Genomic DNA, 26,476 nt, shown 5'->3' with positions numbered 1-26,476 from the left:
TCGGCTTCATGAGTCGCCATCCGGCAATCCCGGCGTATTCCGTGCCGCTTAACTGATTTTATCGCCTAATTGGTGCCGGGCGGACATTTTAACCAGTCATCAATTTCGGCTTCCAGTCGTTTCTTAGTGGAGTCACTGGCTAGCGAGGCTTTTACCGAAGCCTTCGCCAGCGCAGCCAGCTGCGCATCGGCTAGTTGGTGCTGGTCACGAGCAGTGGCGTATTGGTCTAGCAGCCGCGAGAGGAACAGCAGCGGGTCGTCCGCTCCCAGCGCAATAGTAGCCCCGGCTTGGATGAGTTTCGCCAGCGGCACATCTTTCAAAGTATCATACACCCCCAGGGACACATTCGAAGCCGGGCAGACTTCCAAGGCAATCCCCTGGTTGACAATGGATTCTAGGAGTGCCGGGTCTTCGGCCACCCGCACCCCGTGTCCAATCCGACTAGGATGCAAATACTGCACCACTTCCCGGATATGATCTGGTCCCAATAGTTCCCCGCCGTGCGGCACCAGAGCCAAACCTGCACGCCGGGCAATTTGGAAGGCCGGTTCGAACTGAGCCGTGTTCCCGGCGCGTTCATCGTTAGACAACCCAAAACCAACTACCTGACCCGGCTGATCCCCCGCGTAACGCACCGCCAGACGCGCCAGAATCCGCGCATCCAGCGGGTTTCGCATCCGCGAAGCCGCCACAATCACCCCGACTTCCACCCCGGTCGCGGCGGTGGTAGCTTTGGCTTCGTCCAGGATTATTTCCAACGCCGGGGTCAACCCGCCCACATGCGGGGCATAGGACGTGGGGTCAACCTGGATTTCCAGGTGCCGTGACCCTTCCGCCGCGTCGTCTTCGGCCGCCTCGCGGATAATGCGGCGCATAATAGTTTCCGAATTCACGAGGTGCCGGGCCAAATCATAGGATCGTTGGAAACGGAACCAGCCGCGTTCATCGGCCGGAACCCTAAGAGGGTCGCCCGAACCCATAAACTTCGGCAGCCGTGTCCCCTGGGTTTCGGCTAGCTCCCGCAAGGTTTCGGGGCGCATCGCGCCGGTAAAATGCAGGTGAAGGTGCGCTTTGGGCAGTCGCCGCAGGTCTCGCTTCGCTTCCATCCCTCCAGCTTACCCGGTAAATTCCCCCACTCACCGCTCGCTTCCCATGCTCCCTTTCCCTTCTACGCCCAGATTTCCTTGCAGTTTTCTTTCCCCCTACCCCGGCAACGCTCACTTCTCTTCGCGACGCTTCCCCGGACGCTCGGCGACTCGCGAGTGCTTTTTCGCTCGGTGCACGGTTCGGCGGCGGTTCGAGCTAATGGGGCCCCACTCTGTTTTTCTAGGCAACAAGTTGCCAAGAAAAACTACGAGCACCCATAGGCTCTTCACCGTCCGCCTTCCCCGCGCGCCTTCGCTTTTCCTCAGCTACGTATTTCTTCCGTGCCTTCACCCCGCGCGTAACGACGAAGCGTTGGGAGTGCGCGCAGCGAGACTGAGGGGGGAGACTTTTGCTATAATTTATAGCAAAAGTCGGGGGGAAACTTCCCCCGCCGTCTCGCTAGCGTACTCCCCGCAAGTCGTAGCGCGGAATATCTAGAAAAGAAGGGATGGGAGCGAAGCGCGACAGGACGGCTGGCCGCAAAGCTAAGGGAAGGCCGGGAAGGGAGATTTGGGCGTAAATTTCGGATGGCACCTCATGAAGCCGCCGGATTAGTACCCGGCCATTTTTTCGAGGCGACGGATGCGCTCGTCCATCGGAGGATGGGTCGAGAACAGGTTTTTGACGTTGAAGGGGTTCGCAATCATCATCGAGGAAACCGTCTCGCGCTGTGGAGTGGAAGGCAAAGGGGTGCTGGCAATCCCGGTTTCCAGTTTCTTTAGAGCCGAAGCCAAAGCCAACGGGTCGTTCGCCAGGCGGGCGCCGTCCTCGTCCGCATCGAACTCGCGGGTTCGCGAAATCGAAAGCTGAATCAAGGATGCCGCGAAAGGAGCCACTAAAGCCAACAGAATCCCCATCCCACCATTGCCTTCCCGGTCGCGACCGCCCCCGAAAAACAGGGCAAACTGGGCAATCGAAGTAATCACCCCGGCAATTCCCGCCGCCACCGAGGAAGTCAGAATATCGCGGTTATAAACATGGGACAGTTCGTGGCCAAGAACCGCTCGCAATTCGCGCAGTTCCAACAAATCCATAATCCCCTCGGTTACACACACCGCCGCATGTTCGGGGTCACGTCCCGTCGCGAAAGCATTGGGAGTTTTGGTGGGGGCAATGTAGAGTTCCGGCATGGGCTGCCCGGCCTGGGTAGCGAGATTTTGTACTATTTGGTACAGTTCGGGGGCTTCGGCCGGGGACAACGGGCGCGCCGACATGGCACGCAAAGCAATCTTGTCCGAATTCCAATACCCCACAGCGGTTTGAACCAGCGCTATCGCCGCGAAAACCAAAATCCACACGGCACTGCCAGTACCGCGGGCAATCAAAGCCCCCACCGCTAGTAACACCATCCACAGCACGCCAATCAGCGCCGCAGTTTTCAACCCGTTGTAATGTTTGGTCACGTCTTTATGCTAACAGCGCGGCGCAAAAAGTGCCCAGGAAAGAATCGTCCCGGGGGATGATTTGCGAGTCTCGATAAACCCCCATGGACACATAGCGTCAAGATTACTTGACGACTCGTAGCTGTCCGAGCCTGTGACCTGGGGGTTTACTTAGCCTAATATTTTAGCAAAACGCTTATGTGTCCGCCGTCTTTAAGCAGCCCAGATTAGAGACCTACGTCGTACCCCAAATGGCACCTCATGAACCCGGCGCCCCCGGCGAATCCACCGTACCCGCCAAACGCGACGGACGCGCCGGACGCGACGGACGCGGCTTATTCTTCCCCGGCGGCAACTTGTCCAAACCGGGATTTTCGAAATTCTTCCAGCGCGTAATCGGAAAATACCGGAACAAAGCACGACCCACAAGCTGTTGCTCGTTGACAAAACCACCGTTTTCGTCATCCTGATGATACCGAGAATCCCCGGAATTATCCCGGTTGTCCCCCATCACCCAGTACTTGCCTTTCGGCACCACCACGTCAAAAGGAAACGGCATGGATTTGAGCCCATCTTTAAGATACGGCTCGTCCAAAGGCTTGCCATTAAGCAATATCCGATTCTTGGCATCACAACACTTCACCGAGTCCCCGCCCACACCGATAACCCGTTTCACCAAATATCCCCCGGGATATTCGGGACGAATCCGGAGTAAACGCAGCCCCTTGTCAACGGCTTGCCCCAGGGCGGTCGCGTCGAAACCCGTGGGATTATCACTCTTGTATTCCGGGGGCAGCCAGTTATAGCGATCCTCGAACACCACAATGTCGCCACGTCGCACCGGCTGGAAGTTTTTCATCTCAGAGACAACGATTTGATCCCCGCGCAGCAGCGTATTTTCCATGGATTCCGAAGGAATCTTGAACTGTTGAAACATAAATGCCTTGATACCAGTGGTAATCAACAGCGTAGCGACAACCCCAACCAGAATGTCTTTCCACCAAGGACTTTGTTTGCGGTGTTTCTTTTTTTCTTCCCTCTTAGCAACCCGGCGGGCGCGGCGGGCGACACGGCGGCTGTGGGCAGCTTGGTTCGCCCCCTGGTTCGGCATTTCGGTGGTTTCACTCACGTCTTCGATTCTATCGGTATTACCCACCACTGCGCCGCAGCTAGGCCGTAGTCGAGCCGGATGCTAGATGGTGATATCCACGCGGTTGCGCGCGGCCTCCTGGACAGCGGCAGTCAGGAAGGCGATGGTTTGGCTGGTGTTTTCCCCGCTGATAACACTGGTAGTGTTCAGCTCCGCAACTTTAGTGGTTACTGATTGGGGCTTGCCGCCGATAATCAGTTCATCTACTAGCGGTTTCGGGGTCGCGGCGGGCAGGCGACAGACGCCCCCTTCGCACACCACGCCGGCCGGGACATCGGCAATCTGCAAGCGCGATTCAAGACCGGTATTACCCGTAATACCGGCATTCACCAGCTGGTTCACAGCCATCCTTTCTCTGTTGTTTCCAGTCCCGCGAGGGGATTTCAAAGTTTTTTCGCCAGAGCCTATCGGTTCTTTGGCTTCATAAGATGAATTCGACCGCGTGGTTGGCAATATTAGGATTCCGCCGGTGAACATTATTCGGGTTCATGAGGGGCCATTCGGGGTTTGCGGCGTTTTGCCGGGGATTTCTCGCAGGTCGAGTTACACCAATTTTTGCCTAGAGGGGTGTGGGATACTGGAGGCGTTGAGCATTTTGGGACAGGGCAGTTTCCCAGAAAGGCAGGGTGAACGGTGACGATTGAGAGGAATGCTGCTCGCGCTTTTACGGCACGCTGGGCGGGACACGGCTATGAGAAGGGCGAAGCCCAGAAGTTTTGGCTGGATTTGTTGGAACACGTTTTGGGATACAAACAGACGGAATCAGTTGTTTGAGCATCATTTGCCTGGCGGTGGGTTTATTGACGTGTGGGTTCGTGATAAGGATGGTGGCGATGATGAAAACCTTTACAGTTACGGCGCAGCGTGCCGGTAGGTGGTGGGCGTTGGAATGTGCCGAGGCTGAAAAGCTGGTGGCTTCTGCGGCATCAAGTTCCCGGTTGGTAGCCAAGGAAATGAAAGACGATGGTTTCACCTTGCGTGATATTGGGCAAGTTATGGGTATTTCCTACCAGCGTGCGGGGCAACTCGTGGCCGCCTGCAACAGAGATTGATAGTTAAATACAGTTTCATCCCGCCAGCCGTGCCCCAGGTGGGGAGTCGTTAACCGCATTGCGCAGGAAATCCCGGATGGCACCTCATGAACCCGACTTTTACCGGCATATTTGGCTGCGGTCGCACTTCCACCTTGAATCCGAGCCCGTACCGCCGGGTGGTACTACAGACTTAATCATGAGCATAAAAGGACATAAAAAACGATATATTTATAGATATCTGGTTTGTTTTTGGCGAGGAGGGCTTTAGCATGGCGACGAAAACTGCGGCGTTAAGCGCAATACGAGACACGGTGCCGATTAGTCTGTTTAACAAGGGACAGGCGGGCAAGATTTTTGAGGCGGCGCGTCGAGACGGCGTGAAAGTCGTGCTAAAGAACAACGTCGCCGAAGCCGTTGTTATGTCGCCGCAAACGTATGTAGACTTGGTCGAGCAGCTGGAGGATCTCCGCTTAGAACAGTTAGCTTTGCGTCGCCTGGCAAACTTTGCTGAGGATGATACTTTTACCCAAGAAGAAGTGATGGCAGAGTATGGCATCACCGCAGCTGAGCTGGAAAAACTTGGCGACGTGGAGTTTGAATGATTCAGTCTTGGCAGGTTCGGTACCTCCACAAAGCGAAACAAGACCTTGACAACCTGGATAACAGTCAACGGGCATTGGTTTTGAAGGCGCTGAGTAAGGCCAGCGTAAACCCGTTGCCGGTTTCCGAAGGTGGATACGGAAAGCCCCTGGGGCACAGTGCCGGGCAAAATTTGACGGGATTGTTGAAAATCAAATTAAAGAGTTCCGGGATAAGAATCGTCTATCTGTGCAGACGAGAAGAACAAGAAATGTTCATTGTGGTGATTGGGATTCGTGACGATTTTAAGGTTTACCGTGAGGCAGCCAGACGAATAGAAAATGAGGATTTCCCATTTTGACGACAATGACATTATCTTTACTCACCTCTTCCTCCCGGATGGCACCTCATGAACCCGACTTTTAGCGGTATATCTGGCTATGGTCGCACACCCACCTTGAATCCGGGAAGGCTGAGCTGGTTGATGTATCACTGCTATACTAGAGATATGTTTGGGATAGGGAGAAAGGCTGATGGAGATGGCTAGTGCTGATGTTGCTGTGAAAGCGCCAGTGAAGGATCAGGTTGTGGTGCGGGTGCCTCGGGAGGTGAAGAAGCGTGCCGAGGTGGCGTGCAAGGCTATGGGGCTGCCCATGTCCTCTGCGATTACTGGCTTTTTGCGCTATATCGGTGATGAACAGCGTATCCCCTTTGAATTCTCCGCGCCGCGAGACTCGTTTTATGACCCGGCACATATCGCTGAGCTAGAGAGGCGTGCCGCCGACATGGAAGCAGGGTTGCATATGCGCACTCATGAACTCATTGAGGTTCACGGTGATTAAAGCTTGGCATGATATGGCTTGGCAAGAGTATCTATCCTGGCAAAACCAGGATAGGAAGACCCTCAGGAGAATAAACCGACTTTTGACGGATATAGACAGAAATGGCTACAACTGCACCGGCAGTCCAGAGTCTCTCAAAGGTAATCTGCAAGGTTACTGGAGCGTAAGAATCGACAAGAAGAACCGCATCGTTTTCCGCATTAAAGATGGCATCCTGGAAATAATCGAGTGCGGCGGCCATTACGAGAACAGTTGAGCATCACATGGACTACAAGCCGAGTTCCGGACTGTAGTATCGTGTGAATCATCAGTCCTAAACGACACAGTAACCATTGCGAATCCTTCTCGCGCAGTTGTCAATAGCTGAAAGAGAAATCCCGCCAAACGGCTCGCGTCCTAGTGCAGGCTGGAATCACCCAACGTGATGCCGCTAAATTGATGGGAATCTCTAACCAGCGTTTCTCCCAGCTAGTCAACGCCTAGAATAAATCATCATAAGAGCCGGTTCTGGACAAAACCAGCAGCAGCTCATCGCGCTCGATACGATAAATCACCAGCCAGTCCGCTTCAACATGTATTTCGCGGTAGCCTTGCCAGTTTCCTTTCAAGGCGTGGTCACGGTAGCGGGTGCGCAGCTCGGTGCGGTTTTGTTCTAAGAGAGCCTCGATAGCCTGGGCTAATTTCGAGGCATCGTAGTGTTTCTTGAAAAGTGCTTTAGCGTCGCGTTTGAACTGGTTGGTGCGAAAGACCCTAGTCAGCTGCATTGAGATCCGCCATGAGGTCGGCCACGCTATCGAAGTAAGCGCCGGTGCGGGTTTCGGCTTCTGTTCTTGCCAACGCGTTAGTGGCGCTGCCTCGGTGTGGAGTGAAGGGGATGCCGTTGCTGGCTATTGACTGGCGCAAAAACAGGTTAATCGCACTGCTCATGTCCAGACCCAAGTCTTGAAACAGCTTCGCAGCCCGGGTTTTCGTCTGGTCGTCAGTCCTAAACGACACGGTAACCATCGCAAATCCTCCTCGCGCAGTTGTCAATACGTTGTATATATTCTAGCGCTTTTCGGTGCGCGTTGCTCACAGTTTCATGAGGTGCCAGCCGGAAATCCAGGCTGCTGTCGCACTTCCACCTCGAGTCCGGGTTTACTAGGCAAGAACTGCCTATCGTGATAGGCTATTTTCGCGAAGCGGGGAGCGGTGTTCAAGAAACTCAAGCAAGCCGCCAGAGCCGCAGGTAAAGAGTTTTACCTCGAGGAACGCACCCGCCACCCCAATGTCACTATCAGGCAACCGCACGGATTCACTAGACTCTAGCCAGGTTCAAAATCGGGTATTCACCTGGCAGAATTGAGTGAAACTATTGAATTTGAGGTAAAAAATCGCCCGAAATCACAAAATTCTCACCAGTTTTTGCCACAAAGCAGCGAACGGAGGGTGACACTCGCCCAAACATTTGAGAATAGGCGTGTCAATGGCATAGCCTTGGAAACGTGAGTGAAACCGCAGGGGCTGTTGATGCCCTGGAAGAAAAATTGACCGAGGCGCTCTCGCGGGTAGAGGCGCGCCTGGTCGAGGAAACCCGCACTGCCGCCGAAAACACCACCGAGATTGTGTCCCACCTGCGCGCCGCCGGCGGGAAACGGATGCGACCGCTACTGGTGTTGCTGATTTCCCAGCTGGGCAACGCCGGGGGCGACGCGCCCATTAGCGAGGATTTGATTGCAGCTGGGGTGGCAGTTGAGCTGACGCATTTGGCTTCGCTCTATCACGATGATTTGATGGACGATGCCACCGTACGCCGGGGGGTCACCGCCGCGCATGTGAAGTGGAACAACACCTTGGCGGTGATGGCCGGGGATTTGATTTTCGCCCGCGCTTCGCTGATTGTCTCCGATTTCGGCCGCGAGTTGATGAAGTACCATGCGCGGACCTTCCAGCGGCTGTGCCTGGGTCAGATGCACGACATTTTGGGGCCGGGCGCGACCGACGACCCGATTGATTTTTATCTGCACGTATTGCGCGAGAAAACCGGATCCCTTATCGGCACGGCGGCGCTCTACGGCGCGGCTTTATCCGGGTGCTCGCCCGAAATCTGTACGGCCGTCACCGCCTTTGGCGAAGACCTCGGGGTCGCGTTTCAAATCGCCGATGACGTGCTGGATTTGCGTTCCACCGCCGCCGTTTCCGGGAAAACGCCCGGTGCGGATTTGCGCGATGGTACCAAGACCTTGCCGGTATTACTGTTGGAAAAGTCCGTGGCGGCGGGGGGCGCTTCGGATGCCGACAGGCACCTCATGAAAATGATTGGGGATCATGAGGCGCTATCCGCCGATGCGGCTCTGTCCGAAGTCGTCGACCGGCTCGCGGAGCATCGGGTGACCCGGGAGACTGCCGCGCTAGCCGAGACCTGGGTGGAGCGGGCGCTTGGGCACCTGGCGGTGCTGCCCGAGGGCGCGGTTAAAACCGCGCTCACCGAGTTTTCCCGCCAACAAATCAACCGCCTCCACTAGCTTTCCGCTTGCCGCTCGGCTGCGGAGTGTACTGGAGACTATGACCATCCGCATCCCGCGTCAACTACGGAAGGGACGACAGTGAATGCTCATACCGTTGTGAATTGCGTAGGCACGCTTGATGATAGCGTCAAAATAAAAGTAAGCTCCAGTATGCACACTACAAGTGGGCGAGTTGGGAAAACATCCACGAGGGAGGGATATAAAAGGGTTAAAGGTTATGGCGATTTGGCATGCACATGGAATATAGAAACATATTATGCAGTTGCAGACGTCGAAATCTGGTATCCCGCCCCCTATGCGAGACCCTATGATTCATTTAGATACAGAAGCAAATTTAGGAAATTTAAGAAGAACGATAGCGGGAAATGTATACCGGTTGGAAAGGCAGTTGATAACCTGTAGTGTAGGGCTTGATAGAAACTTTTACAGCAAACAGCCATGAAGGAAATCTAAAATGATACTCAGGTTAATGGTAGGGTGAGTCTATGCGCAAAATTTCGCAAGAAGAGGCTGAGTGGTTTGCGAGCTGGATGAATTCACAATCAACGCCGCCAATCTATTCAAAATACACAATTATTATTCCGCACGGAGAAAACACTATAGACTTCAATAGAGAATTCCCCGTACAAGGCTCCACATCGACATCGACCGAATACCTCATTTCACCGCAACAAGCGAAAACATTGGATAGGACTTTTCTAAATCACCTCGCCGCAGAAACACCCTGCTGTTTAGCCATGTACGCCGGCTTTATCCACACAGCCTGGGGGGGCAAAAAATAATTTCTATGAACCCGAGGGCACCTGGATGTTTGGTGAACTGAATTACGTGCTTTTCGCTACTAGTTTAGCTGAAGGCAGCTTCGGAGCCACAGAAGAAAGATGGCGGCGTGTCCTTACGGAACGTAGTTACCTGTGGGCCGAAGATCACTCCTGGTTCGTCTCCGCACACCCAGACGCAGCCGGAACTATCGTAGGAACAGAAAGTAACGACCTGGCTAAAGCACTCCTGAACGAAAAAACCTTACGCGCGGTCTCGATACCGTATATAACCCTAAACGGTTTTACATAAACGGGTACGGATAGCTCAACCAATCACCGCGTCTCTCCAGCCGTAATTCCCATTCGCAAAGGCCGCACGACAAAAGGTGAGCTGCGGGAAATCGGCGGCGCAGCGAGAGCACCACACGAGTTAGCGAAGACGGTGCAGCAACGGTGCAGCAATGTGCGACGCAAACGCGGGACTGGGGGGTGAAAGTTTTTGCGCCAGCAAAAACTTGAGGGGCTGCGCCGCGCGGTGTCAGCCGCATATCGGCGCAGTAACTGGCGAAGGCGATTAAGCGGCGGCAACGATTTGCCGTCGCCGCCGAAGCACTAAAACACCCCCTCTCCGTCCCGCGTGCGCGCGCATGCGAACCGTCAAGCGGACACAGCACATGCGAACCGTCGAGCGGCGAGCCGCCATAGCTACGCGAGGAGGGCGAGGACGGGCTGGACGAAGATGCCGAGCGCCACGGTCCCCACGGCGCAAAGCACCACGACAGCCTTGGTCAATAGGTCGCCGGAACCGACGGAGGCGGTTTCCGCGCCGGGCTCTACCATGAACATCCGCATGATGACCCGGAAATAGAAGAACGCGGTGGCTACCGAAGCCAGCAGTCCCAGCAACACCAGCTCCCCGGCTCCGAGCTGCAAGCCCTCGCGGAACACCAGGAATTTCCCGATGAACCCACCGGTAAATGGTATCCCCGCGAAGGACATCAGGAACACGGCCATGGCCGCACCCAACACGGGATGCCGCCGCCCCAGGCCGTCCCAGGCGGACAACTGAGTGGCCTCGCCCAAAACCGTGGCATCGGCCGATTCCTCGCGCACCACCGAAATCAGGGCGAATGCCCCGATAGTGGCCACCCCGTAGGCTAGGACATAGAACAGCACGGCCACAGACGTGGCGGGTGCCGACCCCACCAGGGCAACCAGGATGAAACCGACATGCGCCACCGAGGAATACGCCAGCATCCGCTTGATGTCGGTCTGTACCACCCCCAGGAAGGTGCCCACCAGCACCGTGGCAATAATCACTGCCCATAGGAAAATCGACAAATCCCAAGACAAAAGACCAGTCACCATCATGGACAAACGCACCAGTACCGCAAATGCCGCGACTTTCACCCCGGAGGCCATGAAACCGGATATCGGGGCGGGCGCCCCCTGATATACGTCAGGAGCCCAGGCGTGGAAAGGCACCGCCGACACCTTAAAGAACAGGCCGACCAGCAGCATTGCCACGCCCACCAGCAGCATCCAGTCCAGGCCAGGGGCGACAGCTGCCAACTGGGTTATCTGCGCCAGATTCAAGGTTCCAGTGAACCCATAAATCAGGGCGATACCCATCAGGAAGAACGCGGAAGCGTAGGCACCCAGCAAGAAGTACTTAAACCCGGCCTCCTGGGACAAAAGCCGGCGCCGGCGTCCCATCGCCCCCAGGACATACAGTGGCAGGCTCATAATCTCTAGGGCTACAAAGAGCATCAACAGGTTCCCGGCCGCGATGAACGCCATCATTCCGCCGGTGGAAAACAGCAGTAGCGCATACATTTCAGTGCGCTGATACCGGGTCTTCATGGCATAGTTTTCTTGGGGGGAACCGGGAATATCAGCGGCTTGGGGGGCGAATGACCCGTCAACTGGTTCGGCGCGTCCCAGCACTACCAAGGCGGCCAGAATCGAGATGACCAGCAGCACCGCTTGAAAACCCAGGCTAAGACGGTCTTCTATCAAGACACCGACCGCCAAAGCCCGACGCGCGCCGCCCGACACGGCGGTCAACCGCCAGCCTACCAATGCCAAGGCCGCCACCAGCGACAGCAGCATAATCACGCCGTTGACAACGCTGCGCACGGCCGCGCTGGGCAAGGCCTCGACCAGGGTAGCCAGCACTGCCGCGCCCATCACCACAATAATCGGAGCCAAGCCGTCCCACTCCACGACGGGCGTGGCGGCTATCACGGGAAGTATCGCGTTTAGCATTACTTAGTGCTCCCTTCAGCGTGGTTTTCGGTTGGGTTTGCGGCATCCTTTTCATGAGGTGCCATTTGTCTGGTGCCCATAGACCCCAGATGCGGGCTTTGTACCGCATACATTTCGGCCGCATCGGGTTTCATCAAGTCGAGGGTGGGACCGGGCAGGAACCCGAGTCCCAACATAGCGAGTATTACTGGCACCATGATGAGTTTTTCTCGCGACCCCAAATCCGGGGCAGTGCGCACCCGGGCATCTGTCGGGCCAGTGAACAGATTTTGATAAGGCAACAGCAGGTACACGGCGGCCAATACTACCCCGAGTACCGCAAACAGTGCGGCGGCGAGGGAAACCTTGAAAGTGCCCACCAAAATCAGGTATTCCGGCAGGAATCCAGACAGACCGGGCAATCCGATAGCCGCGAGCCCGGAGGTCAGGAACAAACCGGCCAGGGTCGGGGTGACACGCTGGAACCCGGAATAGGCCGCAATTTCTTGCGTCCCACCGCGTTCGGTGAGCCAGCCAGACAGCAGGAACATCCCGGCGATGGACACCCCGTGTGCCACCATGTAGAGCATCGCGCCTTCTATAGCCGTCTGGGAGCCGATATACAAGGCCATCACCATGAAGCCGAAGTGTGAAATGGAGGTAAAGGACACCAAGCGCATTAAATCCTTTGAGGCGATGGCGGCTAATGCCCCCCAGAGGATTGAAATCACCGCCAGCACTATCACCAACGGCGCCACCGCAGCCGAAGCAGCGGGGAAAAGCTGCCAACAGAACATAATCATGCCCCAAGTGCCGACCTTGTCCAACACCCCGACCAGCAGCACCGAGGTGCCACCTCGCGCCACCGCGGCGGTGGTGGGCAACCAGGTGTGCACCGGCACCATCGGGGCTTTAATCGCGAAAGCCAGCAAAAACGTCCACATGGTGAAGTAGGCCAGCGGGTTGGATCCTAAATCCAAGGCAGTGAGGTTATCCATGTGGAACAGCCCGGCCGGGGACTTCGTTACGGGCGCGGCGCCAACATAGACCGCAATCACCCCGAAGAGCATCACCAGCCCGCCAGCCAGGGAATAGAGCACAAACTTGATGGCGGCGTGGCGGCGACGCGCCGCCTCGCCGTGGCCAAAGCGCCCCACCAGGAAGTACAGCGGAACCAGCATGGCTTCGAAAGTTAGATAGAACAGCAGTAAATCCCGCGCGGTGAAAATCAGCACCATGCAGGCCTCGAGGCCGAGTATCAGTCCCGCGTATCCGGCGCGCGCGTCGGCATCCTGGTCTTCACGCCAAGACGAGAGTATCACCAGGGGGGTCAGCGCGGTGGCGAGGATAATCATCACCAGTCCCAAGCCGTTTACTCCCAGCGCCCAGGACAGGCCGATGGCCGGAATCCAGGGATAGGATTCGCCCAGCTGGAAGGCGGGAGCCGCCGCCGGGTTATAACTGGTGGCGGCCGCTACCAGCACCCCAGCCAGTTCCACCAGGGATACCGCCAGCGCTATCTCGCGTCCCAGGGGACGCAGCGGCTTGACCAACCACAGCACCAGGGCAAAGACCAGCGGCCAGGCAACCAGGAGTGTCAGCCAGGGAATCGAACTGGCGGTGGGCAGAGTTGTTTGGGAAAAAACCATGTTCATTGTGTTACCTCTTCCTCACAGCCTGGTCACCAACACCAAGCACAGCGCTGCCACGGTTCCCGCCAGAGTCCAGGCAGCATAGCGACGCGGGGCACCGGTATGAACCGCCGAGCCGATACGCCCCAGCCACTGGGTCAGCCAACCGGTGGCCTCTACCAGACCATCCACCACCCGGCTATCGGTAACTTCCACGCCGCGCGCCAAGGTCATCACCGGAACAATCACGACTTTTTCGTTGACCACGTCTTGATACAGGTCATTTCGCGCGGCACTGACAATCGCGCCAGCCGCAGGGATAGCCCGACTAACTTCGCGGCGCAAGAACAGGACATAGGCCAGCAGCGCGCCAATAACTACGACCGTCAAAGTGAGAACCAACAGTACCATTTCTGGCAAGACGGGTTCGGGGTGGGCGGCGTGTTCCCCACTGGCACCTAATGAAGCCGCACTTACCGAAAGCACCGGATCGAGCCACTGCACGAAAACGTTCCCCACCGACAGTACCCCACCAGCGGCAATCGAAAACACCGACAAAACCAGCAGCGGCACCGTCATCCAGGCGTTAGCCTCGTGCGGATGCACCGGGGCACCCTCTAGCTCGGTAGTCCAACGCGGGGAGCCGTGGAAAATCAAGAAGAACAGCCGCGACATATAGAACGCGGTGATACCCGCGCCAACCAGCGCGGTCAAGCCAAAGACCCAGGGATACCATTCACCGTAATGCGGATTTGGCAAGAAAGCCGCCTCGATGATTTTATCCTTCGAGAAGAACCCGGAAAACGGCGGAATCCCCAAGATGGCCAACCAGCCCACCAGGAAGGCGAACCAGGTGATTTTCATGACCCGGCGTAAGCCCCCGAAACGGCGCATGTTGACCTGGTCACTCATGGCGTGCATCACACAACCGGCCGCCAAGAACAACTGTGCCTTGAAGAACCCGTGCATCACCAGGTGGAAGATGGCGAAAGCCCACCCCACCGGGCCTAAGCCCGCGCCCAGCATCATGTAGCCAATCTGGCTCATGGTAGAAGCCGCGAGCACCTTTTTCATGTCGTCCTTGGCGCAACCCACCACGGCACCGAACACCAGGGTAATCGCCCCGATAATCGCCACCGCCAGCGCGGCCACCGGGGTTTGCACATAAATCGCGCCGGATCGCACCATCAGGTACACCCCGGCGGTAACCATCGTAGCCGCGTGAATCAGCGCGGAAACCGGGGTCGGACCAGCCATCGCGTCTCCCAGCCAGGCCTGCAAGGGGAACTGGGCGGATTTACCACAGGCCGCCAGCAACAAGAACATGCCAATGAACGTTGCCCAGGGAATACCACCACTGTTTCCGGCGGGTTCCCCCAGCACGGTGGCGAAATCCACCGCGCCGAAACGCGCAAACATCGCCATCATCGCTATCAAGAGTCCCAGGTCACCCACCCGGTTCATCACAAAGGCTTTCTTGGCGGCCAAGGCATTGTTGTGCACCTGGTTCCAAAAGCCAATCAGCAAATACGACGCGAGCCCCACGCCTTCCCAACCCATGAACAGCACCAGATAAGAATTGCCTAAAACCAGGGTCAACATCGCCGCCACAAACAGGTTCAGATAGGCAAAAAAGCGGCGCCGATCCGGGTCATGCTCCATGTAGCCCACGGAATACACGTGAATCAGCGAACCCACGAAAGTCACCAGCATCACGAAAGAAATCGACAAGGGATCAAGCAGCAACCCGAAATTGACCTGCAGTTCCGTGCCGGGCAGCCACTGCCACAGGGTCACAGCTTGCGCCCGCGCCTCGGGGGCACGCCCCAGCATTTCCACGAGCACGCCCCCGCCAATCCCAAAGGCCACCCAGGAAGCCAGCACCGACAGCCAGTGACCCCACGCGTCCACGCGTCGCCCGGCCACCAGCAGGAACAGGGCGCTGACCAGCGGAATCGCTATCATCAGTCCGGCGTAATTCGTTATCCCGGTCGCGGCTCCGTATTGCAGTTGAGCCGCCACTGTGGATAAAGTCGGCAGCGCGGCCGGCACCTCATGAACCGGCGCCCCGGCGAGCGAACCGACCGATGCACCGGAAAAAGCCCCGGCGACCGCCCTGACGGGCAAATCCAACACCGCCATCGCACCAAAAATATGTGCTAATGTGTTCATTCTTTCCCCCTATCCGTTCAGAAGCTTGAAATCATCCACCGAAGTGGTCCGCCGCGAGCGGAACAGGGACACTATCAAGGCCAGGCCGACCACGACTTCCGCCGCCGCCACGACCATCACGAAAAACGCCATGACCTGACCGTCAAGATTGTGGTTAATCTGGCTCAAAACCACCAAGGCCAGGTTGCAGGAATTCAACATAATCTCTACCCCCATCAGGGCAATCACGGCGCTGCGATGCAGCAACACCGTCAGCGCGCCAATCGCGAATAAGCCCAGCGCCACGTAAACCAGGAACATCAGGGTCATGATTGGGCTCCTTTCTTGGTGTCGCCAGGTTTCTTGACCGGGTCTCCCGCCGCGCCGTTCGCACCGTCAACACCGTTGGGGCTGTTCGCGCCGCTGCCAAGTTCGGGGTTCGCCTCGGTTTGTCCCGCCGCCAGTTCCGGATTCATGAGGGGCTGGCCGATTTCCGGGGCATCCTCTCCGGGCATCCCCCAAGCCTGAGATCGGGCAACCGCGTGAGTGGCTTTCACCCCGTGCAGCCCGACCCCGCCGCTGGCCTCGGTCGCCAAAGCCCGCGCTGCCCAGGGCGAGGCTTCGCCCAAAGTGCGGGCTTCCCCGCGCACCCGTATGACGCGCGGCACCGAACTTTCCTCGGGGCGTTGGGTTTCGCCGTTGATAGCCGGCACATCCAGGGCGTTGGTTTGCGCATACACCCCGGGGGGAACCTGCTGGCCAACCAAAGTACCCTTGTCACGATAGGCTTTCATGCGCTGTTCCACCACGAAACGCTGGGTCAAACGGGGCAACAACGCATCGGAATGCGTCAAGGTCATCGCCCCGACCGCCGCGATAATCAACAGGCATGCCACCATCTCCATCGGGAAATAGTACTGGTTGATTATCGCGCCGGCGATTTGCACCGGGTTATCCGCCGGATTATCCGGAGCCTTAATCAACGCGTTCATCGTGGTGTGGCTCGCGGCCACTATCGCCAGGATGGCCAGCGCCACAGCCATCAGGACAGCCGCCACCACCGTGACCCGCTCGGATTCACGCGGGGCATCTATAGATTGCACCCCGACCAGCATGATGACAAACAGAATCATCATCATAATCGCCCCGGTGTACACCACAATCTGGACGGCACCCAGGAACTCGGCTCCCAGCGAAAAGTAAATCCCCGCCAGGGAAATCATCATGCCCAGCATGTAGACGGCCGCATGTACCGCCCGGCGGGAAAACGCCACGGACAGGCCACAAACCAGCGCCGCCCCCGAGGCCACCGCCAGGAATATCGCCTGTCCCAGGGGGATTTTCGCCAGCGGTAAAACCGCCGGTACTAAAGCATTGAGGGTATTCACGCTTGCACCTCCTGTGTGGTCTCGGCCGGGCGCGCCGGAGTTCCCGAAACTGCGGGGGACTCGCCACTGGGAACCCCGAGCGCCATCCCGGATGGCACCTCGTGACCCGCAGCCCCCGCAACGCCCGAAACCTCTGGCGCCGGCACCGTCACGGCGGTCGCCACACTCGAATCATCGGGGCGTTTGCCCCGCACCCACTCGACCTGCGCGGCGGTGGGCCCGGTCACCACCCCCCGATAGTAGTCCACGTCGGTGGTGCCCTCTACCATAGGGTGGGGCGCGGCCAGCATTCCATCCGCCACCGGCACCAACAGCTCGTCTTTCTCGTAAATCAAATCCTCGCGGTTGTCGTCCCAAATCTCGTAGTCATTGGACATAGTCAAAGCTCGGGTAGGGCACGCCTCGGTGCACATCCCGCAGAAAATACAGCGCAGATAGTTGATTTGGTACACCCGCCCGTAGCGCTCCCCCGGGGAATGCTGGGCTTCGGGGGTGTTCGACGCGGCCTCGACGTAAATCGCGTCGGCCGGGCACGCCCAGGCGCACAGTTCACAGCCGATGCATTTCTCGAGCCCATCAGGATAGCGATTCAACTGGTGGCGACCGTGGTAGCGCGGCTGGGTGGGCACCTTTTCAAAGGGCCACTGTTCCGTGACATAGGGGCGGAAGAAGTTACGGAAGGTCACGCCAAATCCGGCCACGGCCTTCAGTTGTTCCCCGATAAAGCCTTTTTTGGTGGGCTCCCACAGTTTCGGATCCGCATCGGTTTTCGCGGGTTCCGACGCAGGGGTTGCGGGGGGCAAAGGCGACACGGGCGGTTGCGTTGCGTTCGCGGTGGCCGGATTCACCGGCTGGGGCTGGTTTTCGCTCATTGTTGCGCCCCTCCTTCCTCTATCGCAGTGGCGGGTTCATGAGGTGCCATCTTAATTCTGCCCGCTCGTGGGGATGGCTCCAGAACCTGTCCCGGGAGGGGCGGCACTGGATAACCATCGGCGAAAGCATCGAATGGCGCCTCATGAATCGGAACGGACCGGCGCGCCGGGATCACCAACACCACCACCAACAGCACCCCGCAAACCACCGCGACGGCCAGCATCACCTGTTGCGAGTTGAAGTTAAAGAACACCGGCAAAGCCTTTATCCAAGCCACAGCCATCATCCACACGAAGCCCACCGGAATCAGGACTTTCCAGCCCAGGTTCATGAACTGGTCGTAACGGAACCGCACCAGGGTGCCGCGAACCCATACAAAGAACCAGAACATGCCCCAAACTTTCACGCCGAACCACAACGGCCCCCACCACGGCGAACCCGTTACCGGATTCATAAAGTCCCACGCCCACGGGGCTTTCCACCCACCTAGGAACATGGTGACGCTCATCGCCGAAACATTCATGATGTTGATGTATTCCGCCAGATAGAACCACGCGAAGTTCATGCCGGAATACTCGGTTTGGTGCCCGGCCACCAGTTCGCCTTCACATTCCGTGAGGTCAAAAGGCAGGCGGTTGACCTCGCCGAAAGATGCGATGACATAGATGATAAAGGCCGGCAACAGACCCAACAGCCAAGTCGGGTCTTGTTGTGCTTCCACGATTTTCGAAGTCGACATGGAACCAGCCATGATAAACACGCTGACCATCGCAGTGCCCATCGCCAGTTCGTAGGAAATCACCTGAGCGGTGGAACGCACTGAACCAAGCAGCGGATACGGCGAATTCGACGACCAGCCGCCCAGTACGATTCCGTAAACCCCCACCGAGGAAATCGCGAGCACTATCAGGGTCGCCACCGGCGAATCAAACATTTGCAGCGGCGTGGAAATCGGCCCAATCTGGACATTTGGTCCGAGCGGAATAATAGAGAAAATCGCGAAGGCCGTGAAAGCCACCAGCAGCGGCGCCAGGATATAGATGAATAAATCCGCGCCACGCGGCCAGAAGCTTTCTTTGAACACCATTTTGCCGGCATCCGCGATGGCCTGGAGCAAACCGAAAGGACCGCGCACATTGGGACCGGGGCGGGTTTGAATCCGTCCCAGGCCGCGGCGTTCTACCCACAGTTGCAGTAACACCCCCAGAATCAGGATTAACAGGATAGCCACCGCTTTAATCACCGAAATCCACCAGGTTTCATGGCTGAAATCGGTGGTGTTCACGGCCGGGTTTATCAGCATTTCCATTTCCTACACCTCCGCTGCCTGCAAGTTGACTAGGTGCCCATAGGCTACCCCCAGCGTTTCATGAATCTGGGATCCGGGCGAGCATTCCGGCAGCCACACCACCCGCGACGGCATGTCCTCGATTACCACCGGCAGGGTGATACTGCCGGCCGGACCGGTGAGACGCACCTGGGTGCCAATCTGGTTTTCGGCGGCGGTCTCGGCGCTCAGCCGCGCCACCGGAACCTTGGCGGAGCCGGCTAAATCGGGTTCCCCGTCCAGGCAACGTCCCGCATCCAGCAGGGGCTTCCATGTCGCCACCAGGGCTTGACCGGCCTGTGGCTCGCAGATGGGCGGGTCTTGGCGGTATGGAGCCGAGAGTCTTTGCCCGTCCCAGGTGCCCAAACTTTCGTACTCGCGAAGAATGGCCTCTAGTGAATCCAAACCCAAGTCGACCCCGGCCGCCTTACCCAACAGATTCATTACCTTCCAGTCCGGTAAAGCGCGCGTGGCCAGAGCCTGGCCGAAGGGTCGCAGGCGACCCTCCCAGTTGATAAACGTTCCGGCCTTTTCGTGGGGCGGCGCCACCGGCAACACCACGTCGGCATAGCTCGTAATCTCAGACTTGCGCACTTCCAACTGGATTACGTGTTTCACCCCGGCCAAAGCCTTGTGGATACCCGCGAAATCTTCCATATCGCGCAAGTCCACGCCCCCCATCACCAGGGTGGAACCTGGCAAGAACATTTCCCAGGCCTCGGGGATGACCATGCAGCGGATGCACAGCGGCAATTCCTCGGTCAACGGGTGTTTCACGTCCCAAGCGGCATCCATATCCGCGCGGGCTTCCGGGTCGGTGACCAGGCGACCGCGCGGCAAAAGCCCGGGGAAACAGCCGGCTTCTATCGCGGCGCGTTCCCCGACGCGCCGGGGTATCCACGCCCATTTCGCGCCGGTCGCATCAATCAGGGCGGCGGCGGCCTCTAGTTCGCCTTCCACCAGACCGGCACGTTCGCCAATCAGAATCAAGGCATCCGGCTGGCTCAAGGCCGCTTTGAGGGGGACAGAATCGCCTTGACCGGCGGCAATGTCCTTGAGAATCTGGGGCTGCTGTCCGGGTCGGTTTGCCAGTAAGGTTGCCTGGAGTTTACGCGCCCCCTGGCTCAAGTACGGTGCCAAAGTTGTGACTTTCGTGCCGTGTTGGGTGGCTTTACGCAGCCGCAAGAACAGCGTGGCGCATTCGTCTTCCGGTTCGAAGTCAATCAGGAACACGGTGGAAGCTCGGTCAATATCGGCGTAAGTCACTTCCATGGGTCGCCCCGCCACCCGGGTTTTGATGAAGTTCACTTCATCCATGCGGAAATCCCGCACCCGCGCATCGAGGATATTCGAACCCGTCACCACGCGGGCGAATTTGCCCCACGCATAGTAATCTTCCAAGGTCAGGTGTCCGCCCGGGAAGAAGCCGACTTCGGAGTCCTTAGCGGATTCTTTGATATAGTTTGCCGCCGTACGCAGCGCAGTGCCCCAGTCGGTTTCCACCAGTTCCCCGGCCTCGTTGCGAATCATCGGGCGGGTCAGGCGATCCCTGAGGGTTTGCCACGGGAAGGCGTAGCGATCCTTGTCGGAAATCCATTCCTCGTTGACCTGGGGGTTTTCCCCGGCTAGGCGGCGCAACACTACGCCCCGGCGCGCATCGACGCGAATCTCGGCACCCGAGGCGTCTTGGTCGGTGATGCTGGGGGTGGAAATCAAGTCGTGGGGGCGCGCCCGGAAGCGATAACTGGTGTTGGTCAGGGCTCCCACCGGGCAGATTTGGGTGACATTACCCGAGAAATACGAGGCGAAGCGCCGCCCGGACATGTCTTGTTCCGCTACCGGGACGTGCCCGGGATGCAGCCCACCCAAGCAGCCGGGTTGCCCGCCCGGCCCGGTTATCTGGGAGGGGGTCAGGGTATGACCGTCGGGGTTGGAATCCGGGTCGAAGAAACCCAACACCTGGGTGTCGAAAGATCCGATGTTTTCCCCCATGAAATCGTGGTGGTCGCGCGGCGAGGATCCGCCACCGCGCCCCTGCAGGTCAAGGAAGGCATCCCCGGCGATTTCCTTGCCGAAACGTACACAGCGTTGACACAGCACACAGCGTTCCCGATCCAACAGAATCTCGGAGGTCAGCCGCACTGGCTTGGGCTGTACCCGTTTCGCGTCGGTGAAGCGCGAACTTGGGTTGCCTTCCAGGAAGGCCTGGTTTTGCAGGGGGCACTCGCCCGCCTTGTCGCACACCGGGCAGTCCAGCGGGTGGTTAATCAAAATAAATTCCAGAATCCCGTTTTGGGCTTTAGCGGCGACTTCGCTAGAGAGCTGGGTGTAAATCTCCATCTGGTCGGTGACGGTGGTAGAGCAGGCCGGCTGGGGTTTCGGCATTTTCGCCACCACGCCCTGGCGGTTCGGCGCGGCGATTTCCACCAGGCAGGCGCGACAGGCTGCCACCGGTTTCAACAGTGGGTGGTCGCAAAATCGCGGTACATACACCCCGGCCTGTTCACAGGCGCGTATCGCGAGCGTCCCTTTGGGTACTTCCAGGGGCTGCCCGTCAACTTTGATGTTGACCATCTGTACGTCCTCCATTTACTGTTCACCGGCCTTTTCGCTGGTAGCGGGGTTGGTTTGCGCTGCGGCTGGGGTGGATGCGCCGGGTTGGGCATCGGCTTCATGAGGTGCCATTTCATCGGCTGCTGCCCCCGGACTGGCGAGGGGTTGAGCCTCTTTACGGGCGAATATCGCAGAGCGTCGATAGGGGAACAGTTCCCAGGCGGGCGTGTGATAGCCCTGTTCAAATTCCTCGCGGAAGTGGGCGATTCCCGATTTGACCGGGGTTACGGCCGCATCCCCCAAGGCGCAGAAGCAGCGCCCGCCTATCTCCGAAGTGATTGAAAGCAGCTTTTCGATGTCGCCCTCTTGGCCTTGACCGGCTTCCAGGCGGTGCATTATCTGTTTCATCCAATAGGTGCCTTCGCGGCACGGGGTGCATTTCCCGCACGACTCATGCTGATAGAAATCCACCCAGCGGGTGATGACGCGCACCACCGAGGTGGTTTCGTCAAAGACCTGGATGGCACGAGTGGCCAGCATAGATCCGGCGGTTACGACTTCCTCGTAGGTCAGGGGCACATCAAGTTCGGCCGGGGTGAAAATCGGCGCGGAAGAACCGCCTACCGCCCAGAATTTCAACTCGTGACCGGCGCGGATTCCCCCGCAATACCCCAACAGTTGGCGCATGGTAATCCCGAAGGGCGCCTCGAACTGGCCGGGATGCTTGACATGACCCGAGATCGAGAAAATCCCGTGTCCTTTGGATTTTTCGGTACCCATCGAGGTATACCAGTTATCCGAATACTTGAAAATCCCCGCGACCTGGGAAATCGTCTCGACATTGTTGATTACGGTCGGGCGGGCGAACAGGCCTTGGGCGGCGGGGAACGGGGGTTTTAGGCGCGGGTGTCCGCGGCGTCCCTCTAGGGAATCCAACAGCGCGGTTTCCTCGCCACAGATATAAGCCCCAGCCCCGGCATGAGCGGTTATTTTCAACCCGCCCAAAACCCCGGCTGCGGTGGCCTCCCGGATGGCCGCTAACAGGCGGCGGTATACCTGGGCGACTTCGCCGCGCAGGTAGATGAAGGCGTGCTCACAGCGTATCGCGCGGGAACAAATCGCCATGCCTTCGAGCAAAACATGCGGGTTGGCCATCAAGTGCGGGATATCCTTGCAGGTGCCGGGTTCGGATTCATCGGCATTCACCACCAGGTAGCGCGGGCCACCATCGTCGGGTGGCAGGAACGACCACTTGAGCCCGGTGGGGAATCCGGCACCACCGCGCCCGCGCAGACCCGAGTTCTTTACAGCATTCAACACGTCCGCAGGTTCCATCGAGTTGGCCTTTTCCAGGCCTTGGTATCCCCCGCGTGCCCGGTAGGCATCCAATGTCCAGGAACGTTCCACCCCCCACATATCGGACAGAATCGGGGTCAAGGGGACTTCACCGGCGGGGAAATCAGTCAAGTTCAGTTCACTCATTGCGTTTCCCCTTCCTTTTCGGGGGTCGACCAGCCCGGGTCGGCGGGTATCCCCCAGCCATGTGACTCTGCCACACGCTTGCCTAACAAAGTGGCATCCCCGGCGGAAGCCCCCTCGTCAACGTGCCCGTCCTCGAAACCAGCTAGGAGATGTTCATTTTCCCGGAAAGTCGGGATTTGCTTCGGTCCACGAGTGGTGCCCACCGGGTTGCCGGCCCGCAAATCGTCCACCAGTTTCACGGCCGACTCCGGGGTTTGGTTGTCGAAAAATTCCCAGTTCACCATGATGACCGGGGCATAGTCGCAAGCGGCGTTACACTCCAGAGCTTCTAGCGTAATCTTGCCGTCGGCGGTGGTTTCTTCATGTCCTACTCCCAGGTGCTCACACACGGTGTCCCAAATCTCGTCGCCGCCCATCACGGCGCACAGCGAGTTCACGCACACCCCCACGGTGTACTCCCCATTGGGACGGCGTTTGTACTGGGTATAGAAAGTCGCCACGGCGGAAACCTCGGCGGGGTTTAGTCCCAGCAGCTCGGCGCACAGTTCGATGCCATTGGGGGACACATAGCCGTCCTCGGATTGCACCAGGTGCAGCATGGGCAGCAGCGCGGAACGCGCGTGTCCCTCCGGGTAGCGATTGATGATTTCTTGCGCTTCTTTCACGAGGCGCTCGCGGACATCCTTGGCGTAAGGTTTCATCGATCCACACCTCCAAACACGGGGTCGAGCGAACCGATACTCACCACGAGGTCGGCAATCAGGCCGCCTTCACACATCATGGAGGCGGACTGTAAGTTGGAATAGGACGGTTCGCGGAAATGTGCCCGATAGGGGTGTGTACCGCCGTCTGTCACCAGGTGTACCCCGAAAATCCCCTTGGCGTGTTCCACTTTTTGGAATACCTGGCCGGGCGGGATGCGATAACCCTCGGTGACCAGTTTAAAGTGGTGAATCAGTTCTTCCATCGAGGAACCCAGGATTTGCGCCACATGCGCGGGGTTTTGCCCTTGCCCGTCCGGTCCTAAGGTCAGGCCGCCCGGGATAGCCAGTTTCTTGTCGGCGACCATCACGGGCTGGCCGACGCTGGCCTCTAGGCGGTCAAGCGCCTGGTAGACGATACGCAGGGATTGGAACATTTCTTCGAAACGCACCTCGGTGCGGGCATACACGTCGGATTCCTGGGCGGTGGCCACATCGAAGGAATACGTTTCGTAGCCGCAATAGGGTTGTGTCTTGCGCAAGTCGAGCGGCAATCCCCCGGCTCGCAGACACGGCCCGGTCAACCCCAGCGCCATCATGGCTGAGAGCGGCATATACCCGGACTTTTTGGTACGCCCCAAGAAAATCGGATTGGCCATAATCAAATCCTGCATTTCCTCGATGTCGCGTTTCACCAGCGGCATCTTGTCGCGCACCATCTGTACCGTGTCCGGCAGCAAGTCATTGGCGACCCCGCCGGGGCGCATATAGGCGTGGTTCATGCGCAAACCGGTGACATGCTCGAAAATCCGCAAGATTTCTTCACGTGCTCTAAACCCGGTGGTCAACATGGTGGTGGCACCCAGTTCGTTGGCTCCGGTGCCGACCGCTACCAGGTGCGAGGCAATCCGGTTCAGTTCCATCATCAGCACCCGGATTTCACTGGCGCGCCCAGGAACCTGGTCAGTAATTCCCAGGGCTTTCTCGACCGCCAGACACCAGGCGACTTCCTGGAACATCGGTGCCACATAGTCCATCCGGGTACAAAAAGCGACACCCTGGTTAAAGGTGCGGTATTCCATGGATTTCTCGATGCCGGTATGTAGGTATCCGGTGCCGAGCCGCAGGTCTTTCACGGTTTCACCCTCGAGTTCCACGATAACACGCAACACGCCGTGGGTCGAGGGGTGTACCGGCCCCATGTTTACGGCGATACGGTCATTGTGAACCGACTCGATGTCGTGGGCAATGGCATCCCATTCGCCGACCTCGGCGTTATATTCGGGCAGACCGGGGGTCTGATCCGGGGCGCCGGGAGTGGCGTGAATATCGGTGAAGGCGGGATTAGTTTGGGTACTCAATTGTAGCTCCTCCGCGTGTCAGCCGGCGGGGTGGTGCCGCCTTTGAATTGCACCGGAATTCCCCCCAGGGGATAGTCTTTGCGTTGCGGGTGCCCCACCCAATCGTCGGGCAGCAAAGAACGTGTTAACGCGGGGTGCCCGGTGAAAATAATCCCGAACATGTCGAAAGTCTCGCGTTCATGCCAGTTGTTGCCGGGATAAATATCTACGACCGAAGGAATCTTCGGGTCAGCGTCGGGGCAGGTTGTTTCCACCCGCAGGTTGCGGTTGTGTGTCACGCTCATCAGGTGGTACACGGCGTGTAATTCTCGCCCCGTGTCGTGGGGGTAATGTACGCCGGATACTCCCAGGCACAGTTCGAATCTTAAGTCTTGGTCGTCGCGCAGCGCTTGGGCGACGGCGCGGATGGCACCTCGTGAAACGTATATCGTAAGCTCCCCGTGGTCAACCACCACCCGCTCGATGGCGGTTTGCGGATCCAACCCGGCTTGTTGGAGGTCTTCCGTGAGGTAGTCCACGCACTCGTCGAACCAGCCGCCGTACGGACGCGGGGACTGGCCGGGCATCTCTACCGTCTTGCGCAGGCCGCCGTAGCCGGTGGTGTCGCCCGTACCGTGTGAGCCGAAGGCTCGCCCGTGCGCGCCGAAAGCGTTGTCGCGTATGCCCAGCGGGGTGCCGTCGGGGTGAGCGTAAGTTGCTTGGGTCGCGACGCCCTGGTTGGTAGCGCCGGTCGCGTTGGTTGCCTCAGTTACTGCGACTTCATGAGGTGCTTGCTGGGGTTTCTGGGTTTCGCTCATGCCATCAGCCCTTTCAAATCCGAGGTGGGAACCGCTTTCAGGGCGGCCGCCTCGGCTTTACGAATTGCTTCTTCCCGGCGTTTACCCAAGGGGTCTTTCTTGATGTGGTCGCGCAGAGCCAGCAAGGCCCCCAGGAGCATCTCGGGGCGCGGCGGGCATCCCGGCAGGTAGATGTCAACCGGAACCACGTGGTCGCAGCCCTGGACAATGGCGTAGTTGTTGAAGATACCGCCGGAGGACGCACAGGCTCCCATAGAGATTACCCACTTCGGGTCGGCCATCTCGTCATAGACATTGCGCATAATGGTGGCCATCTTGTGGCTGACCCGTCCGGAAACCAGCATCACATCGGCGTGGCGGGGCGAGGCGCGAAAGACCTCGGATCCGAAACGGGCGATGTCGAAGCGGGGGGCGGCTGTGGCCATCATTTCGATGGCGCAACAGGCCAGACCCATCGTGACCGGCCAAATTGACAGCGAACGGGCAAAGTCCACCACTGTGTCCAGGGGTTTGCCGCCCTTTTCCGAGATTTCAGGGGGGAAAATCGCCATAGTGCACCTGCCT

Annotated in this window: 27 protein-coding genes and 1 pseudogene; 9 read left to right on the top strand and 19 right to left on the bottom strand. The window is 58.3% G+C overall.

Annotated features, from left to right (window positions below):
• Nucleotides 1-65: 65 nt before the first annotated feature.
• The 4 genes from HMPREF0577_RS00320 to HMPREF0577_RS00305 form a co-directional block, all read right to left on the bottom strand.
• Complete coding sequence (locus HMPREF0577_RS00320) at nt 66-1,106, bottom strand: adenosine deaminase (RefSeq protein WP_004011633.1); 1,041 nt, start codon at nt 1,104-1,106, stop codon at nt 66-68.
• 591 nt (nt 1,107-1,697) lie between these two features.
• Nucleotides 1,698-2,549, bottom strand: coding sequence for a zinc metalloprotease HtpX (gene htpX, locus HMPREF0577_RS00315; protein ID WP_004011632.1), 852 nt, complete (start codon nt 2,547-2,549; stop codon nt 1,698-1,700).
• Nucleotides 2,550-2,787: 238 nt separating this feature from the next.
• The gene (gene lepB, locus HMPREF0577_RS00310; RefSeq protein ID WP_004011631.1) at nt 2,788-3,687 is read right to left on the bottom strand and encodes a signal peptidase I; all 900 of its coding nucleotides are present in this window, start codon (nt 3,685-3,687) and stop codon (nt 2,788-2,790) included.
• 33 nt (nt 3,688-3,720) lie between these two features.
• A complete protein-coding gene (locus tag HMPREF0577_RS00305; protein WP_004011630.1) occupies nt 3,721-4,026 on the bottom strand; it encodes a hypothetical protein in 306 nt (101 codons plus the stop codon).
• A gap of 285 nt (nt 4,027-4,311) precedes the next feature.
• Between HMPREF0577_RS00305 and HMPREF0577_RS10600 the strand changes: the two are divergent.
• The 6 genes and pseudogenes from HMPREF0577_RS10600 to HMPREF0577_RS00280 form a co-directional block, all read left to right on the top strand.
• Nucleotides 4,312-4,498: pseudogene (locus tag HMPREF0577_RS10600) on the top strand (type IIL restriction-modification enzyme MmeI); the annotation flags it as partial.
• Nucleotides 4,499-4,511: 13 nt separating this feature from the next.
• A complete protein-coding gene (locus HMPREF0577_RS00300) occupies nt 4,512-4,730 on the top strand; it encodes a hypothetical protein (RefSeq protein WP_004015262.1) in 219 nt (72 codons plus the stop codon).
• 251 nt (nt 4,731-4,981) lie between these two features.
• Nucleotides 4,982-5,314: a type II toxin-antitoxin system Phd/YefM family antitoxin gene (locus HMPREF0577_RS00295; RefSeq protein ID WP_004011625.1), complete on the top strand. Its 333-nt coding sequence runs from the start codon at nt 4,982-4,984 to the stop codon at nt 5,312-5,314.
• On the top strand, nt 5,311-5,652 hold the full coding sequence (locus HMPREF0577_RS00290; protein WP_004011624.1) for a type II toxin-antitoxin system RelE family toxin: 342 nt from the start codon (nt 5,311-5,313) through the stop codon (nt 5,650-5,652). The genes HMPREF0577_RS00295 and HMPREF0577_RS00290 overlap by 4 nt, the downstream gene beginning before the upstream one ends.
• A 172-nt stretch (nt 5,653-5,824) precedes the next feature.
• Nucleotides 5,825-6,133 (top strand): type II toxin-antitoxin system RelB/DinJ family antitoxin, encoded by a 309-nt coding sequence (locus tag HMPREF0577_RS00285; protein WP_004011623.1) that lies wholly within the window; start codon nt 5,825-5,827, stop codon nt 6,131-6,133.
• Nucleotides 6,105-6,389 carry a Txe/YoeB family addiction module toxin gene (locus HMPREF0577_RS00280; RefSeq protein WP_341463095.1) on the top strand — a complete coding sequence of 95 codons (285 nt, stop codon included), beginning with the start codon at nt 6,105-6,107 and terminating at the stop codon, nt 6,387-6,389. The genes HMPREF0577_RS00285 and HMPREF0577_RS00280 overlap by 29 nt, the downstream gene beginning before the upstream one ends.
• A gap of 223 nt (nt 6,390-6,612) precedes the next feature.
• Here HMPREF0577_RS00280 and HMPREF0577_RS00275 read toward each other — a convergent pair whose 3' ends face one another.
• On the bottom strand, nt 6,613-6,897 hold the full coding sequence (locus HMPREF0577_RS00275) for a type II toxin-antitoxin system RelE/ParE family toxin (protein WP_004011620.1): 285 nt from the start codon (nt 6,895-6,897) through the stop codon (nt 6,613-6,615).
• A complete protein-coding gene (locus HMPREF0577_RS00270; RefSeq protein ID WP_231282828.1) occupies nt 6,884-7,165 on the bottom strand; it encodes a type II toxin-antitoxin system RelB/DinJ family antitoxin in 282 nt (93 codons plus the stop codon). The genes HMPREF0577_RS00275 and HMPREF0577_RS00270 overlap by 14 nt, the downstream gene beginning before the upstream one ends.
• 452 nt (nt 7,166-7,617) lie before the next feature.
• Between HMPREF0577_RS00270 and HMPREF0577_RS00265 the strand changes: the two genes are divergently transcribed.
• The 3 genes from HMPREF0577_RS00265 (at nt 7,618) to HMPREF0577_RS11715 (ending at nt 9,422) form a co-directional block, all read left to right on the top strand.
• Nucleotides 7,618-8,637, top strand: a complete 1,020-nt coding sequence (locus HMPREF0577_RS00265; RefSeq protein WP_004011617.1) for a polyprenyl synthetase family protein — start codon at nt 7,618-7,620, stop codon at nt 8,635-8,637.
• Nucleotides 8,638-8,718: 81 nt separating this feature from the next.
• Entirely contained in the window at nt 8,719-9,042 is a 324-nt protein-coding gene (locus HMPREF0577_RS11615; RefSeq protein WP_146742416.1) for a hypothetical protein, read from the top strand.
• 83 nt (nt 9,043-9,125) lie between these two features.
• Entirely contained in the window at nt 9,126-9,422 is a 297-nt protein-coding gene (locus tag HMPREF0577_RS11715) for a hypothetical protein (protein ID WP_248613615.1), read from the top strand.
• Between the two features lie 684 nt (nt 9,423-10,106).
• On the opposite strand, the gene nuoN is transcribed toward HMPREF0577_RS11715, so the two are convergent.
• The 13 genes from nuoN to HMPREF0577_RS00195 are packed head-to-tail and all read right to left on the bottom strand — an operon-like array spanning nt 10,107 to nt 26,463.
• The gene (nuoN, locus tag HMPREF0577_RS00255; RefSeq protein ID WP_004011615.1) at nt 10,107-11,669 is read right to left on the bottom strand and encodes an NADH-quinone oxidoreductase subunit NuoN; all 1,563 of its coding nucleotides are present in this window, start codon (nt 11,667-11,669) and stop codon (nt 10,107-10,109) included.
• A complete protein-coding gene (locus HMPREF0577_RS00250) occupies nt 11,669-13,303 on the bottom strand; it encodes a complex I subunit 4 family protein (RefSeq protein WP_004011614.1) in 1,635 nt (544 codons plus the stop codon). Before HMPREF0577_RS00250 ends, nuoN begins: the two co-directional genes overlap by 1 nt.
• Nucleotides 13,304-13,318: 15 nt before the next feature.
• Nucleotides 13,319-15,451 (bottom strand): NADH-quinone oxidoreductase subunit L, encoded by a 2,133-nt coding sequence (nuoL, locus tag HMPREF0577_RS00245; protein WP_004011613.1) that lies wholly within the window; start codon nt 15,449-15,451, stop codon nt 13,319-13,321.
• Between the two features lie 9 nt (nt 15,452-15,460).
• Complete coding sequence (gene nuoK, locus HMPREF0577_RS00240) at nt 15,461-15,760, bottom strand: NADH-quinone oxidoreductase subunit NuoK (protein ID WP_004011612.1); 300 nt, start codon at nt 15,758-15,760, stop codon at nt 15,461-15,463.
• On the bottom strand, nt 15,757-16,818 hold the full coding sequence (locus HMPREF0577_RS00235) for an NADH-quinone oxidoreductase subunit J family protein (RefSeq protein ID WP_004011611.1): 1,062 nt from the start codon (nt 16,816-16,818) through the stop codon (nt 15,757-15,759). Before HMPREF0577_RS00235 ends, nuoK begins: the two co-directional genes overlap by 4 nt.
• The gene (gene nuoI, locus HMPREF0577_RS00230) at nt 16,815-17,630 is read right to left on the bottom strand and encodes an NADH-quinone oxidoreductase subunit NuoI (RefSeq protein WP_370444839.1); all 816 of its coding nucleotides are present in this window, start codon (nt 17,628-17,630) and stop codon (nt 16,815-16,817) included. Before nuoI ends, HMPREF0577_RS00235 begins: the two co-directional genes overlap by 4 nt.
• Nucleotides 17,631-17,686: 56 nt before the next feature.
• Entirely contained in the window at nt 17,687-19,000 is a 1,314-nt protein-coding gene (gene nuoH / locus HMPREF0577_RS00225; RefSeq protein ID WP_004011609.1) for an NADH-quinone oxidoreductase subunit NuoH, read from the bottom strand.
• Between the two features lie 3 nt (nt 19,001-19,003).
• Nucleotides 19,004-21,607, bottom strand: a complete 2,604-nt coding sequence (locus HMPREF0577_RS00220; protein WP_004011608.1) for an NADH-quinone oxidoreductase subunit G — start codon at nt 21,605-21,607, stop codon at nt 19,004-19,006.
• On the bottom strand, nt 21,608-23,053 hold the full coding sequence (gene nuoF / locus HMPREF0577_RS00215; RefSeq protein ID WP_004011607.1) for an NADH-quinone oxidoreductase subunit NuoF: 1,446 nt from the start codon (nt 23,051-23,053) through the stop codon (nt 21,608-21,610).
• Nucleotides 23,050-23,754, bottom strand: coding sequence for an NADH-quinone oxidoreductase subunit NuoE (gene nuoE / locus HMPREF0577_RS00210; RefSeq protein ID WP_004011606.1), 705 nt, complete (start codon nt 23,752-23,754; stop codon nt 23,050-23,052). Before nuoE ends, nuoF begins: the two co-directional genes overlap by 4 nt.
• Nucleotides 23,751-25,115 carry an NADH-quinone oxidoreductase subunit D gene (locus tag HMPREF0577_RS00205; protein WP_004011605.1) on the bottom strand — a complete coding sequence of 455 codons (1,365 nt, stop codon included), beginning with the start codon at nt 25,113-25,115 and terminating at the stop codon, nt 23,751-23,753. The genes nuoE and HMPREF0577_RS00205 overlap by 4 nt, the downstream gene beginning before the upstream one ends.
• Nucleotides 25,112-25,912 (bottom strand): NADH-quinone oxidoreductase subunit C, encoded by an 801-nt coding sequence (locus HMPREF0577_RS00200; RefSeq protein ID WP_004011604.1) that lies wholly within the window; start codon nt 25,910-25,912, stop codon nt 25,112-25,114. Before HMPREF0577_RS00200 ends, HMPREF0577_RS00205 begins: the two co-directional genes overlap by 4 nt.
• The gene (locus tag HMPREF0577_RS00195) at nt 25,909-26,463 is read right to left on the bottom strand and encodes an NADH-quinone oxidoreductase subunit B (protein WP_004011603.1); all 555 of its coding nucleotides are present in this window, start codon (nt 26,461-26,463) and stop codon (nt 25,909-25,911) included. Before HMPREF0577_RS00195 ends, HMPREF0577_RS00200 begins: the two co-directional genes overlap by 4 nt.
• Between the last annotated feature and the right edge of the window lie 13 nt (nt 26,464-26,476).

The organism is Mobiluncus mulieris ATCC 35243, assembly GCF_000160615.1.
Taxonomy (GTDB): domain Bacteria; phylum Actinomycetota; class Actinomycetes; order Actinomycetales; family Actinomycetaceae; genus Mobiluncus; species Mobiluncus mulieris.
The sequence above is the reverse complement of the archived record's forward strand: the minus strand, read 5'-3'. Positions and strand labels throughout refer to the sequence as shown.

Bases quoted from the DNA above. Each gene is read 5' to 3' on its own strand.
- HMPREF0577_RS00300 (WP_004015262.1), top strand. From the start codon at position 4,512: ATGATGAAAACCTTTACAGTTACGGCGCAGCGTGCCGGTAGGTGGTGG.
- HMPREF0577_RS00320 (WP_004011633.1), bottom strand. From the start codon at position 1,106: ATGGAAGCGAAGCGAGACCTGCGGCGACTGCCCAAAGCGCACCTTCAC.
- nuoF (WP_004011607.1), bottom strand. From the start codon at position 23,053: ATGAGTGAACTGAACTTGACTGATTTCCCCGCCGGTGAAGTCCCCTTG.
- HMPREF0577_RS00285 (WP_004011623.1), top strand. From the start codon at position 5,825: ATGGAGATGGCTAGTGCTGATGTTGCTGTGAAAGCGCCAGTGAAGGAT.
- nuoN (WP_004011615.1), bottom strand. From the start codon at position 11,669: ATGCTAAACGCGATACTTCCCGTGATAGCCGCCACGCCCGTCGTGGAG.
- HMPREF0577_RS11715 (WP_248613615.1), top strand. From the start codon at position 9,126: ATGCGCAAAATTTCGCAAGAAGAGGCTGAGTGGTTTGCGAGCTGGATG.
- HMPREF0577_RS00220 (WP_004011608.1), bottom strand. From the start codon at position 21,607: ATGGAGGACGTACAGATGGTCAACATCAAAGTTGACGGGCAGCCCCTG.
- HMPREF0577_RS00195 (WP_004011603.1), bottom strand. From the start codon at position 26,463: ATGGCGATTTTCCCCCCTGAAATCTCGGAAAAGGGCGGCAAACCCCTG.
- HMPREF0577_RS00280 (WP_341463095.1), top strand. From the start codon at position 6,105: ATGAACTCATTGAGGTTCACGGTGATTAAAGCTTGGCATGATATGGCT.
- nuoH (WP_004011609.1), bottom strand. From the start codon at position 19,000: ATGGAAATGCTGATAAACCCGGCCGTGAACACCACCGATTTCAGCCAT.
- nuoE (WP_004011606.1), bottom strand. From the start codon at position 23,754: ATGAAACCTTACGCCAAGGATGTCCGCGAGCGCCTCGTGAAAGAAGCG.
- HMPREF0577_RS00200 (WP_004011604.1), bottom strand. From the start codon at position 25,912: ATGAGCGAAACCCAGAAACCCCAGCAAGCACCTCATGAAGTCGCAGTA.
- nuoK (WP_004011612.1), bottom strand. From the start codon at position 15,760: ATGACCCTGATGTTCCTGGTTTACGTGGCGCTGGGCTTATTCGCGATT.
- HMPREF0577_RS00275 (WP_004011620.1), bottom strand. From the start codon at position 6,897: ATGCAGCTGACTAGGGTCTTTCGCACCAACCAGTTCAAACGCGACGCT.
- HMPREF0577_RS00305 (WP_004011630.1), bottom strand. From the start codon at position 4,026: ATGGCTGTGAACCAGCTGGTGAATGCCGGTATTACGGGTAATACCGGT.
- nuoL (WP_004011613.1), bottom strand. From the start codon at position 15,451: ATGAACACATTAGCACATATTTTTGGTGCGATGGCGGTGTTGGATTTG.
- HMPREF0577_RS00250 (WP_004011614.1), bottom strand. From the start codon at position 13,303: ATGAACATGGTTTTTTCCCAAACAACTCTGCCCACCGCCAGTTCGATT.
- HMPREF0577_RS00290 (WP_004011624.1), top strand. From the start codon at position 5,311: ATGATTCAGTCTTGGCAGGTTCGGTACCTCCACAAAGCGAAACAAGAC.
- HMPREF0577_RS00295 (WP_004011625.1), top strand. From the start codon at position 4,982: ATGGCGACGAAAACTGCGGCGTTAAGCGCAATACGAGACACGGTGCCG.